At 29.6% G+C, this 12,818-nt stretch carries 11 protein-coding genes; 4 read left to right on the plus strand and 7 right to left on the minus strand.

Annotation, left to right across the window (positions count from 1 at the left end; translation table 11 throughout):
- Nucleotides 1–650: 650 nt before the first annotated feature.
- A complete protein-coding gene (gene hcp, locus KPL44_RS12955) occupies nucleotides 651–2,294 on the minus strand; it encodes a hydroxylamine reductase (RefSeq protein ID WP_216250889.1) in 1,644 nt (547 codons plus the stop codon).
- Between the two features lie 307 nt (nucleotides 2,295–2,601).
- Here hcp and KPL44_RS12960 point away from each other — a divergent pair, with 307 nt between their 5' ends.
- From KPL44_RS12960 to KPL44_RS12975, 4 genes are all read left to right on the plus strand, one after another.
- Nucleotides 2,602–3,138: an ECF transporter S component gene (locus tag KPL44_RS12960; RefSeq protein WP_216250892.1), complete on the plus strand. Its 537-nt coding sequence runs from the start codon at nucleotides 2,602–2,604 to the stop codon at nucleotides 3,136–3,138.
- A gap of 195 nt (nucleotides 3,139–3,333) precedes the next feature.
- The gene (locus KPL44_RS12965) at nucleotides 3,334–3,759 is read left to right on the plus strand and encodes a YtxH domain-containing protein (protein ID WP_216250895.1); all 426 of its coding nucleotides are present in this window, start codon (nucleotides 3,334–3,336) and stop codon (nucleotides 3,757–3,759) included.
- A 30-nt stretch (nucleotides 3,760–3,789) separates the two neighbouring features.
- Nucleotides 3,790–4,131, plus strand: a complete 342-nt coding sequence (locus KPL44_RS12970) for a hypothetical protein (RefSeq protein ID WP_216250898.1) — start codon at nucleotides 3,790–3,792, stop codon at nucleotides 4,129–4,131.
- Between the two features lie 138 nt (nucleotides 4,132–4,269).
- Entirely contained in the window at nucleotides 4,270–6,039 is a 1,770-nt protein-coding gene (locus KPL44_RS12975; RefSeq protein WP_216250901.1) for a M3 family oligoendopeptidase, read from the plus strand.
- A gap of 85 nt (nucleotides 6,040–6,124) precedes the next feature.
- On the opposite strand, the gene KPL44_RS12980 is transcribed toward KPL44_RS12975, so the two are convergent.
- The 6 genes from KPL44_RS12980 to KPL44_RS13005 all read right to left on the minus strand — a co-directional run bounded on the left by KPL44_RS12980 (nucleotide 6,125) and on the right by KPL44_RS13005 (nucleotide 12,794).
- A complete protein-coding gene (locus KPL44_RS12980; RefSeq protein ID WP_216250902.1) occupies nucleotides 6,125–7,450 on the minus strand; it encodes a replication-associated recombination protein A in 1,326 nt (441 codons plus the stop codon).
- 56 nt (nucleotides 7,451–7,506) lie between these two features.
- Complete coding sequence (locus tag KPL44_RS12985; RefSeq protein WP_216250904.1) at nucleotides 7,507–8,607, minus strand: toxic anion resistance protein; 1,101 nt, start codon at nucleotides 8,605–8,607, stop codon at nucleotides 7,507–7,509.
- A gap of 77 nt (nucleotides 8,608–8,684) precedes the next feature.
- Nucleotides 8,685–10,334: a YceG family protein gene (locus tag KPL44_RS12990; RefSeq protein WP_216250906.1), complete on the minus strand. Its 1,650-nt coding sequence runs from the start codon at nucleotides 10,332–10,334 to the stop codon at nucleotides 8,685–8,687.
- 551 nt (nucleotides 10,335–10,885) lie between these two features.
- Nucleotides 10,886–11,389: a Gx transporter family protein gene (locus tag KPL44_RS12995; RefSeq protein ID WP_152753184.1), complete on the minus strand. Its 504-nt coding sequence runs from the start codon at nucleotides 11,387–11,389 to the stop codon at nucleotides 10,886–10,888.
- A 24-nt stretch (nucleotides 11,390–11,413) separates the two neighbouring features.
- Complete coding sequence (locus KPL44_RS13000) at nucleotides 11,414–11,800, minus strand: NusG domain II-containing protein (protein WP_216250908.1); 387 nt, start codon at nucleotides 11,798–11,800, stop codon at nucleotides 11,414–11,416.
- Nucleotides 11,784–12,794, minus strand: a complete 1,011-nt coding sequence (locus tag KPL44_RS13005; protein WP_253201757.1) for an FAD:protein FMN transferase — start codon at nucleotides 12,792–12,794, stop codon at nucleotides 11,784–11,786. Before KPL44_RS13005 ends, KPL44_RS13000 begins: the two co-directional genes overlap by 17 nt.
- Nucleotides 12,795–12,818 lie beyond the last annotated feature (24 nt).

Here is a 12,818-nt window from a genome sequence, read left to right on the forward strand (position 1 = left end):
TAATTTCATTGTTTTTATCTACATTTCCTAAAGCAAATTCTACAGATTCCACTTCTGCATTTTCAGTAATGATTAAAACACATAAACTACTCTCAGCTTTTGCTTTAATTAATTTCTAACATTTTAGAATTGCCTTTCTATAAGATAAGTAACAATTATTAATAAATCATTTAAATATTAGTTTGCTCATTGCTACATATTTTAAATACATTTATTATAATCTATTAAAGTAACCAAATCTACAAAAATAGCTTAATAACTCTCTTTTTTTATATTTTTAAAATAAAAGACATAAACTAATAAGATGCCTTATTAGCATTTTATTTGGTTCATGCCTGATCTAATCAGCAACATACCTAATAATATAAGGATCAAAAGTTTATATGGAGATAATTAAAACCGATTTCAAGTTTTATCTAACCATTTATATATTTTAAAATATATTCTACAATTATTCAATAGTTTTTTTAAATATTACTAAAGTTCAGCATATTAGCACTTAATTTGTAATATTTTGTTTGATAAAAATTAACTTTTAAAACTCTTGTATACATTATAACATTACTATATATAATATTGTAAAAATATTAAGAAACTTCTCTAAATAAATACAAACACCCTAAAACACTTTAGGATGTTTGCTTAAATCTTTAAGCCATAAACATTTTTATATCATCTTCTACATTTCCTATTCCAGCTATTCCAAAATTTTCAACTAATACATTAACAACATTTGGAGATAAGAATGCAGGTAGTGTTGGTCCTAAATGAATATTTTTAACACCTAAGTGAAGTAATGCTAATAATACTATTACAGCTTTTTGTTCGTACCATGCAATATTATATGTTATTGGTAATTCATTTATATCAGATAATCCAAATACTTCTTGCAGTTTCATTGCAATAACTACTAATGAGTATGAATCGTTACATTGCCCAGCATCTAAAACTCTAGGAATTCCACCAATATCTCCTAGTTCTAATTTGTTATACCTATATTTAGCACAACCTGCAGTTAAAATAACTGTATCTGTTGGTAACTCTTTTGCAAAGTCAGTATAATATTCGCGGCCTTTCATACGTCCATCACAACCAGCCATTACGAAGAATCTCTTAATTGCTCCTGTTTTTACAGCATCTACGACTTTATCAGCAAGTGCTATTACTTGATTATGAGCAAATCCTCCAACTATTTCTCCTCTTTCAATTTCAGTTGGTGCACTACATTTTTTAGCATGCGCGATTATTGCTGAAAAATCTTTAGCTGCTCCGAAAGCTCCATCAGCTATATGGTTCATTCCGTCGAATCCAGATGCTCCAGTAGTATAAACTCTCTCTTTATAAGAATCTTTTGGAGGAGTAATACAGTTTGTTGTCATAAGTATTGGTCCATTAAAACTTTCAAATTCTGAATTTTGTTTCCACCATGCATTTCCGTAATTACCTACTAGGTGAGTGTATTTTTTGAACGCTGGGTAATAATTTGCTGGCAACATTTCACTATGAGTATATACATCTACGCCAGTGCCCTCTGTTTGTTTTAATAATTCTTCCATATCCTTTAAATCATGTCCACTAATTAATATTCCTGGGTTATTACGAACTCCGATGTTTACCTTTGTAATTTCTGGGTTACCATAAGTAGTAGTATTTGCGTTATCAAGTAATGCCATAGCATCTACTCCATATTTACCACACTCAAGTGTCAATGCTACTAATTCATCAACCGATAAAGTGTCATCAGTAATTTGAGCTAAGCCTTTTTGCATAAATGCATATAAATCACTATTTTCATATCCTAAGTTGAATGCGTGGTCAGCATAAGCTGCCATTCCTTTGATACCATAAGTCACTAGTTCTCTTAAAGATCTTATATCTTCGTTTTCTGTTTTAAGAACGGAAGCATCTATAGATTTACTCTCATATTCTGCAGGTGTTCCTGTCCATGTTGCACATTCAGGTAAGTTAGCATCTATCACTCCACCAGCATTTACAAGTTCAGTTTTAATTGTTTCACGTAATTTTAATGCCTTAGTTATTGCTTCTACAAATCTAGCTTTACTAAAATTAGCATTTGTTATAGTCATAAACAAACCAGTTACTACAAATTTGTTTACTTCTTTATTTTCTACTCCGAGTTCTCTTGCTCTTGTAGCATAAATTGATATTCCTTTTAAAATGTAGATTAACAAATCCTGCATTTTAGCTACATCATCTGTTTTACCACAAACCCCTTTTATTGTACAGCCTGTACCCTTTGAAGCTTCTTGACATTGATAACAAAACATACCCATTGTAAATTCCTCCTGTTTTTTTGGATAGACAACAATCTTATATAATCATCTTCCATATATTAAAATTTATAATTTGACTATTTAACATCAGCATAAGTAATTTAACCACCCCGCTGAACTACCTTTATTATACTTTGGGATACATTGAAAGTCGGTAACAAATGTTACAATAATAAGACTTTATATATATTATTCTTATTCTTCCATCGTTTTTTTTGAATACCTTCATTAATAGTAGATTAATTACATTAAAATTTATTGCATATTATGGTATAATTAATTTGTAAAACAATTAGGAGTGGATATTATGAAACATAGAAATGTTAATGATTTAATAAAATCAAGCCTTTTTCTTGCGCTTGCTATAGTATTTCAAGTAGTTGGAAAAAGCTTTCCAGGGATAAGCCAGTTTTTTGTTGGTCCAGCCGTTAATGCTATCCTTATACTCACAGCTATAATTTGTGGTTGTACTTATGGAATACTAGTAGGTTCTTTGACCCCTCTACTAGCCTATCTAACAGGTCAACTTGCTAGTGCTTTAGGACCTTTCATTCCCTTTATAATTACTTCCAACATATTATTTGTACTTAGTTTTATAATTTTAAGTAATCGAGGTAAATATGGACAATATTTAGGAGTTATAATTGGATCATTTGTAAAATACATATTCTTATCTATTTCAGCCTCAAAACTTATCCCATTATTTGAACTAAACATACCTACGAAAATAGTTAACAAACTAGTAATTACTATGGGAATACCTCAGCTTATAACTGCACTTATTGGAGGATGTTTCGCATTAATCATAATCGGTGTTTTAAGGAAACGAAAAGTTTTTATATAAGTACTATAGCGACGCACACAAAAATATTATTATATTTTTTTAATAATATTTATATTCCAAAATATATTTTTTCTATAATTTGCTTGTTAATATTATTTTTCTACATTTTTCTTTGTAATATTGACATTAATTCGCATATAATGTATAATATATAACATGTACATAAGATTTTTAACTTTAAAGGAGGAAAAAATTATGATGTTTTCAAATTGGTTTAAAGCCCGCAAAAAAGAAATACAAAGAAAAGAAAAAATAAGAACAGCGAAAAAGGTAATTTTTGGTGCCGCAGCTGGAAGTCTTAGCGGTATAATCGGAGGTTTACTTTTTTCACCTAAATCTGGTAAAGAAACTAGAAAAGATATTGCCAATTCATCAAAAGAACTTAAAAACAATATCAAAGAAAAAAGTATAGTACTTAAAGGAACTATTGACAATAAAGTTAGTGATGCTAAAGACGGTATAGTTGATGCTAAAGCAAAAATTTCAGAATATTTGAATGAAAAAAAAGCAACAACTCAAGATAAAGTTTCAGATGTAATTACTGAAACAAAAGATACTATAGAAGATATATCTGAAATCATTGAAAAAGCTGATGTATCTGATAAGAAAAATAAGAAATAACCAAATTTAATAAGGAATAGTGGTGCTATTATGTATGTGGATTTTTTTAAATTAGGTGAAGGTTTATTAATTTTTCTTGGTATAATAATTTTAATTATACTTATAGTAGGATTATTAAAGCTTATTAAAACTATAACAAGTGTAAATTCAATTATTAAGAGGAATGAAGATGATATTGAAGAGATAATATCAGTACTTCCAAAAACATTTAAAAATTGGTTTGAGATAACTGACAATGTAAAAGATGTTACTGAAGTAGTCGTTGAGAAAACCGCCAGTGCACTTAAGTCAACAGAATCTTTTCAAAAATATTTAGTATACATAGTAGATATTTTAACTATTGCAAAAAATGTTTTTTCAAGTAAAAAGTAGGATAACTCCTGCTTTTTTTTTAACCTTATTTTTCGGTCATATACTAAAATAAATATCCATTTTGCTCTTGGATATTTATTTTACAAACTGTGATATAATATATTTCATATACAAAACTATGTAACTGGAGGAATTGATATGGATATGAACTGGAGTTTAAACGAGCTCTACACGTCATTTAAGAGCAAAAAATTTAAGGACGATATGGTTTCTTTTGAAAATTCTATAGAATATATAAAAAAATGGACACTAGAAAATTGTAAAACTTCAAACAATCCTAAAGAAAAAATTGAAACTTATATTAATTTTGAAAATGAATTTAATGACCTTGTTAATAAACTTTATAATTATGCAGAGTTATCCACAAGTGTGGATACAAAAAATGAAGTTGCAAACAAGATATCAGAAAGAATAGCTTTTAAAATGTCTGAGCTAGCTAAACCCTCTACTATATTTTCAAAATGGTTAAATTCAATAGAAGATTTGGATTCTTTAATTGAAGATTCCCCTCTTTTAAAATCACATAATTATTATTTAAAAAACTTAGCTAAAAACGCCAAGTTTTTGCTTAGTGATGTTGAAGAACAACTCATGGCTAAAATGAAAAATAGTGGATCGGACGCCTGGTCTAGACTTCAAAACGTATTATCCTCAAATCTAATAGTTGATATTAATATAAACGGTGAAGCTAAAAAACTTCCGCTATCTATGGTTAGAAATATGGCCTATGATAATGATAAAAGTATACGCAAAAATGCCTATGAATCAGAACTTAGAGCTTATGATAAAATAGCAGAATCCTCAGCTTCCGCCTTAAACTCCATTAAAGGTGAAGTTATTACATTAAGTTATGCTCGTGGATATGAATCAGTTCTCCAAAATACACTTGAAGATTCTAGAATGGATAAGGAAACTTTAGACGTTATGCTAAGCGTTATGATGGAAAGCATTCCTTCGTTTCAAAAATATTTTAAAAAGAAAGCCGAACTATTAGGACATTCGAATGGTCTTCCTTTTTATGAATTATTTGCACCAGTCGGAAACGTAAATATGCACTTTACCTTAGACGAGGCAAGAGTGTTCATAGTTAAAAACTTTAGAGCCTTTAGTGATAAGCTGGCAAATTATGCTGACAATGCCTTTGAGCATAACTGGATTGACTCTACTCCAAAGGAAGGTAAAGTAGGTGGTGCATTTTGTGAAAATTTACATAGCATTAAAGAGAGCAGAATTTTGTCTAACTTCACAGGGAGTTTTAACGACGTTTCAACTCTTGCTCATGAACTCGGTCACGGCTATCACGGTTTATGTTTATCTAATGAATCAGCATTAAACAGTGATTATCCTATGCCGATTGCTGAGACTGCCTCAATATTTTGTGAAACAATTATAAGTAATGCGGCAATCGAGAGTGCCACGAGTGAAGAATCATTTGTAATACTAGAAAATGATATATCTAGTAATGCGCAAGTTATTGTAGATATTTTAAGTCGTTATTTATTTGAAAGTGAACTTTTTAAACGTCGCGAGCATAGTTCGCTCTCTGTAAATGAATTAAAAGACATTATGATTAAAGCTCAAAAGGATGCTTATGGCTCGAGTCTTGATGAAAACTTTTTACATCCATATATGTGGATATGTAAACCTCACTATTACGATGCTTCCAGTAATTTCTACAACTTTCCTTATGCCTTTGGTTTATTGTTCTCAAAAGGTTTATATGCAAAGTATCTAAAAGCAGGAGACTCATTTATTCATGATTACGATGCTTTACTTTCAGCTACTGGGAAAAACGATTTAGTAGACGTGGCAAAAATAATGAATATAGATCTTCATTCTATTGATTTTTGGAGAAGTTCTCTAAAACTTATTGAGTTAGATATAGAAAAATTTATTAATATGAAGTAAAAAAATATATATTACGCGTATTGCAATACGCGTAATATATACTTTTTTTGTGTGTAAAAACATTTTTTAAACAACTATTTACCTATTAATTTTCTCTATTTTTTAACATAATAAGTCGATCTTTAATTTTTTTCTCATGTCCATTTTCAGAAGGCTTATAATAGCAGGTCTCAAGTAGCTCATCCGGCAAATATTGCTGTTTTACATAATTTCCTTCATAGGAATGTGGATACAGATATCCTACTCCAGCCCCCAGCTTCTTTGCCCCCTTATAGTTTTGGTCCCTTAAATAAGAAGGTATACTTCCTATGTTTTTCTCTCCTATATCCTTAAGCGCATTATTAATAGCCATATAAGAGGCATTACTCTTCGGCGCTGATGCTACATATATTGCAGCTTGTGCAAGTATTATTCTAGCTTCTGGCATTCCTACAAACTGAACTGCCTGCGCTGCATTATTTGCAACTACCATAGCAATTGGATCTGCATTCCCAACATCCTCAGATGCAGCTATTACAATTCTCCTTGCAATGAATTTAGGATCTTCTCCGGCATATATCATTCTAGCAAGATAATGCACGGCAGCATCTGGATCAGAACCCCTCATACTTTTGATAAAAGCAGATATTACATCGTAATGTTCATCTCTATTCTTATCATATTGTATATGTTTCTTTTGCATACATTCCTCTGCAACCTCAAGTGTTATGTTTATAATTCCATCAATATCTCTATCCGTTGTTAGTACCGATAATTCCAGGGCATTAAGTGCACGTCTTGCATCACCATTCGCCATGCTAGCAATGTAATTTATAGCATCTTCTTTCAAACAAATATTAGTATTCCCAAAGCCTGACTGTTTATCAACAAGCGCCCTTGAGATAATACATTTAATATTCTTTTCATTTAATGGTTCTAGTTTAAACAACATAGACCTAGATATTAATGCATTATTAACTTCATAGTATGGATTCTCTGTGGTCGCTCCAATTAAAATTAATGTACCCTTCTCAACGAACGGCAATAACGCATCCTGTTGTGCTTTATTAAATCTATGAATCTCATCTATAAATAATATTGTTTTAACATTATACATTCCTAAATTATTCTTAGCCTGAGTTACCACTTCTCTTAATTCCTTTAATCCATCCGTTACTGCATTAAGTCTAACAAAATTAGATTTTGTAGAATTTGCAATAACCTTAGCTAAACTAGTTTTACCAGTACCTGGTGGCCCATAAAGTAGTAAAGAGGTTATTTTATCAGCTTTTATAGCTCTCCATAAAAGTTTTCCCTTACCTAAAATATGCTCTTGACCAACATAATCTTCTAATTTGCCAGGTTTTAACCTTTCTGCAAGGGGTGCTTCTTTTAATAAGTTTTTTTCTGCTTGTAATTCAAACAAGTCCACATAATCACCTTCAAATTTTTCGTCTTGTGTGTCTTACTTCCCTATATTTCATACCCTTAACTTAAGGATTTCTGTTTTATTTTTTCTGTCATCTCATGTATTTTTACTATTCCAACTTCTCTTAATTTTTTATTTTCATCTTCAATGCTCTTTGTTTCCTCAATACCCTGCATAATAGTATTCCAAGTTTTCTCGAGTGTTTCAATTTTTACGCTTGTTCCTCCTGCAAGTTTTGCTATATCAACACTTTGCATTCTTATATTTTCAGCATTTTTCATTAATAATTCATTAGTAGTTCTATCAAGCTCTGCAAGTGAATCTGATACCAATCTTTGCTTTTTTAGAGCAATAGCTTGAATTATTCCATTTTTAAATACAGGGATAGTTATTATAAAAGCAGAATGTACTTTTGATATCAATTTATAATTTCCCCTTTGAATCATTTTAATTTGAGGAGCAGTCTGTAGTGACACCATCTTGGCCATTTCCAAATCATATATCCTTTGTTTTAACATTTCAACAGTTTCTTTAGCATTTTGATAATTTATCACATTTATTTGTTCACCATTTGCAGCTAGTGATTCAAGTTTTGGAATATCCTCGCTCTCATACTTTTGGACGACCATATTACCTGCAGTGATATATTTCTCTAATTCTCCATAATACTCAAAGTTTTGATTATACAAGTTTTCAAGCAATAAATTAGAACTATTTATTTCCTTCTTATATACACTAAGCTGAGTATAAATCTTGTCTATCTCTCCACCAATGGTTTTATATTTTCCCATCATTTTGTCAATTGCCTGACTTGGTTTACTAAATAACTTAGCAAAAAATCCAGTTTTTTCTTCCTCAAAATCTTGTTTATCAAACTTTTTCATTATACTTGTAAGTTCCTTTATCATAACACCCGAATTTTCAATGCTATTGGTCTTGATAGAATTTAATATTTGATCGGCAAATTTTGATATTTGAAGTGCTGGTTCATTACCAAATTCTAATACAGCATTTGCATCTTTAATATTAATTTTAGATGCAATTTGAATCACTTCTGGCGATGTTTTAAGCTGTTCACTTATACTCATGGTCCTTTTCTCTATTAAATCATTTCCAATGCTCTCATCCTCTATTGTAAGTATTTGATCAACTTTTTCCATAATTTCACTCCTTTTATATATTGGGACTTATTTTTATACCATATATCTTACTTAAAGATTTAATTTTATAAATAAATCTATAAATTATTGAATAAATTTTTAAAAAATCCTTTTTTCTTATCAACATTTTTTTTAAAATACAACTTAAAACTAACATTCTCAAGCCGATGAATGTCGTACTGCTCAGGATCAATAAAATTTTCTATGTCATTATATCCTGAAGGATTATAAATAATAATATCTACCCCCATAGAATCCATAAAAGAAAGCATAATACAGTCTTCAAAAGATAAATTCCCATCTTCTTCATTATTATAAATTACAATCTTTGGAACCTCTTCTGGGTAATCAAATGATTGCAAGAGTTCTAAAATTTTCTTATCTAAGTTTATTAAGACTGAAAAAATATCTACTTGTAAATCCCTTAAGTCTTCATGTTCAACATTTTTTATTATAGGATTAAGGCACAAATCTTTAATTTTTTCTGCCATATTCCTCTGAAGTCCAGACCTAAGATCCTTATATTTCCACCAAGATGAATTAATCATTTCCGTAGTATTAAACTTTGAAAAAACATTATTGGGATATACTTGATCAAACTTTCCATATTCTAAATGTACAGCATCCATTATAGGTAATTCATTATAGAATTTAGTAAACTTCTGGGTTATTACCCCGTTAATCTCTTTCCAATAGATATCAATGTTTTCATGTATGCCACAAATTTTAGAGAAAATATTTGGTATAACCACAGTTGACCCTTTAACATTAAACCCTTCCCTTATGTTTGCTTTTTCCTTAATCCATATATATATTTCCTCATAGGTAGTATTAAGGGTAACTGCCTCCACATTATAATCTGCAAACTGCCAAGGTCTGTAAAACCCAGAATCATCTGTATATAAAGTCTTATCAAGCTCCTCCCTCGCACTAAATGCAGTTGTCTTAATTCTATCCTCACTATTACTCGGGAAAGGTTTTATTTCCGCCTTAAAATTATAAACAATCTCCCTGGAAAAAGAATTAAATTTATCAATTTCCTTAAATAATCCAGAATTTTTCGGATTAAAATATAAAATATCACAACCGAGTGTTGATAATAATATTAAATAAAATACCTCTGCTTTTGAAATATCACCATAAAAAATTATCTTTGGATTAATCCTAGTATAATCGAAATTTTCGAATAACTCTTTAGAATAAGTGTATAACCAATGCATATTATAATTTACAATTAATTTAATATCATCATTATCAATTAACTCATTACTCTTAATATAATATTCTATAAGACCCTTTAAATTATTCTTAATTTGCTGGAGCATTACTTTATTAGAAAGCTGAGGGAAAAATCCATTATCACTTATTAAATTTATAATTAAAGAAACATCTAAAACTTGCGTCGAAAATACCTTTACCCAGATATCATTCAATACATTTTGCAACCTTATACTAATGTCTTTATCCAAGCCTTCACTAAATTTAATATAAGATGACCCAACCTGCCTTAACTCCTTGTCTAACCTATATAGATTTTCATAATACTCTTTCTCACTATTTTTTATACCAATAAACCTATAAAAGTAATTAGGGACAGTAACAACATTAGAATTATATTTAAAACCATCCCTTTTATATATTTCTGTTTTTAAACTGCTTATTATATCTTCATTAATCTCCAAATTTACGTTATTAATTTCTAAATTATTCAAACTATTCTTTTCCATATTCACCTAACCTTTTCAATTGTATTTCCTTGTAAATATAGTTTATTCATCAATAATAATTATACCATATTAAGCCCAAGATTTTTCAATCAAATATATTGGTATGGGAAGTAATATACATATTAACATAAATAAACTTATAAAAGAAATCATTAAAATATATTTAACAAAAGAGATACTAAAATTTAATTTAGTATCTCTTTTGTTGAATACAAATTGAAACATAACAAATAATAATTGTTGTATTCTCCTAACACAATCCGCTACGAAATTTTATCATAATAGATTTATTGTAAGTATTATATTTCTCAGTAGTGACTTGCAATAAGAAATGAAAAAACAATTAAAATTCTGTTTAGTAATTCTTCTTTTGCAGATATAAAATTCTCGTAAGACTGCCAGGACGGCAGTCTAGTGAACCCGAAGCAGGACGCTGAGTGTTCGCGTTAGAGAATTTTATATAAGCAAAAGATTAGAATTTCTTAATAGAATTTTTTGTTTTGAATTCTTATTGATAGGCACACATGAGAAATTTCATACTTTATCAACATTTATAAACGCGGCAATATTTTTTCTAATCTACTTATTAATATACTAGATAAAATCCCAATAAAGTATCCTGTAACAATCGCTGCAATTAATAACACCGGTAAATACACATATATTCTTAAGTCATTAATTATAAATCCTGCTACTAGTAACTGGCCTATATTATGAAATACAGCCCCACAAACACTAATTGTAGGTATACTTATGTATTTTTTTAGATACTTATAAAGTAGTATCATTATTATATTACTAAGTATTCCTCCAGCAAGACTAAACATAAATGCTGGCATACCTCCTCCAAATATAGAACCTAATAAGGTTCTTAAAAACATTATTAGAAATGCCTCTCTCCATCCAAGTAAAATCAATGCAACTAAGGATATTGAATTAGCAAGACCTAATTTTATACCTGGAAATAACACCGGTATCTGAGCCTCTATTAAATAAATAACTAAAGCTATTGCAACTAATGTACTAAGCAAAACCATTCTTTTTGTCTTTGTCATATTTACACCTACATCTTTTTAATTTTAAAATGTCCCACCATCTATGCCATCATTTTTTTCTGCCTGAATATTAATTATAAGTTTATAAGGTAAACATACAATTATCTCACCCGGCTTTGAAATCCAACCACTTTTTACACATTCCTTGTGAGGACAATCGGCATCTTTTACACTAATACTATTATGCTTAACTGCTATAACATTATAATGACCATTATCCGTTTTTAAAGTGAACTCTTGTGGCTCTACTACCTTACTTAAATCAATAGTTTTAATTACCGTGCCTGCACGCTTAATAACTGCAATATTTTCTGAACCTTTAATTGAGTTTTTGTATATTAAAGTAGCACCTATTGTTATTAACACAATAATCAAAAGTATTATTCCAACTATCTTATCGCCCTTTTTCATAAGTAAACTCCTTACTTGTTAATTTAAAATTGTCTTTAAGTCCTGGAGTAATGTATACTTTTTTATCCTTTGTTACAAAAATAGCCTCTACACCTTTAATAGACTCTACCAATTTAAGACCTTTATCGAGCCCCATGATATAAGTACTTGTAGACAGTGCATCTCCATCCACTGACTTATCTGATACTATAGTTGTACTTATAAGACTTTGCTGAGCTGGATATCCAGTCTTTGGATCAAATATGTGATGATACCTTATGCCATCCTTTATAAAAAATCTTTCATAGTTACCTGATGTAACTATTGATTTATCAGTAACACTAATCGTTCCCAAGTATTCACCACGTGTACTTAATGGATTTTGTATCCCCACATTCCAATCTTTACCATCGGGATTGCTTCCTATAGTATAAACATTACCACCTAAATTTATAATAGCACTACTAATTTTATTGTTTAATAAAACCTTTTTAACCTCATCAGCAGTATATCCCTTTGCTATAGCGCCGAGGTCTATAGCTTGATTCTTTCGTTTTAATTTAACCGTCAAATTTTTCTTATCTAAAACAATGTCTTTATAATTAACTAACTTTAATTTATCATCAATTTCAGTTTTCGAAGGTACTCTCTCCTTATCTGTTCCTATACCCCAAAGCCCTACAATTGGCTCTATTGTTACATCAAGGGCACCACCAGTTAATTTACTGTATTGAACTGATTTTTCTATTACCGAATATGTGTCTTCACTAAGTTTTTGTCCTGAAATTCCAGCTTTCGCATTTAATTTAGAAATTTCAGAAGTTTTAACGTTAACAGACATTTTACTTTCTATATTACTTATTCTTTTTAAAACCAATGCTGTTGCTGTTTCCGCATTTTTACCATATATCTTAAAGTTCATAATTGTCCCCATCATATATGTTTCTTTTTCAACCGGTTCATCATTTGTTGCACAAGATATTAAGAATGTTGGAATAATTAATAGTAAAAGCAAACAACTAATTTTATGTAATTTTTT

It is taken from the genome of Clostridium sp. DSM 17811 (genome assembly GCF_018861905.1).
Classification (GTDB): Bacteria; Bacillota; Clostridia; order Clostridiales; family Clostridiaceae; genus Clostridium_AD; species Clostridium_AD frigoriphilum.

Coding starts and splice junctions, on each gene's coding strand:
- KPL44_RS12965 (WP_216250895.1), top strand. CDS start 3,334: ATGATGTTTTCAAATTGGTTTAAAGCCCGCAAAAAAGAAATACAAAGA.
- KPL44_RS12985 (WP_216250904.1), bottom strand. CDS start 8,607: ATGGAAAAAGTTGATCAAATACTTACAATAGAGGATGAGAGCATTGGA.
- KPL44_RS12975 (WP_216250901.1), top strand. CDS start 4,270: ATGGATATGAACTGGAGTTTAAACGAGCTCTACACGTCATTTAAGAGC.
- KPL44_RS12990 (WP_216250906.1), bottom strand. CDS start 10,334: ATGGAAAAGAATAGTTTGAATAATTTAGAAATTAATAACGTAAATTTG.
- KPL44_RS12995 (WP_152753184.1), bottom strand. CDS start 11,389: ATGACAAAGACAAAAAGAATGGTTTTGCTTAGTACATTAGTTGCAATA.
- KPL44_RS12970 (WP_216250898.1), top strand. CDS start 3,790: ATGTATGTGGATTTTTTTAAATTAGGTGAAGGTTTATTAATTTTTCTT.
- KPL44_RS12960 (WP_216250892.1), top strand. CDS start 2,602: ATGAAACATAGAAATGTTAATGATTTAATAAAATCAAGCCTTTTTCTT.
- KPL44_RS13000 (WP_216250908.1), bottom strand. CDS start 11,800: ATGAAAAAGGGCGATAAGATAGTTGGAATAATACTTTTGATTATTGTG.
- hcp (WP_216250889.1), bottom strand. CDS start 2,294: ATGGGTATGTTTTGTTATCAATGTCAAGAAGCTTCAAAGGGTACAGGC.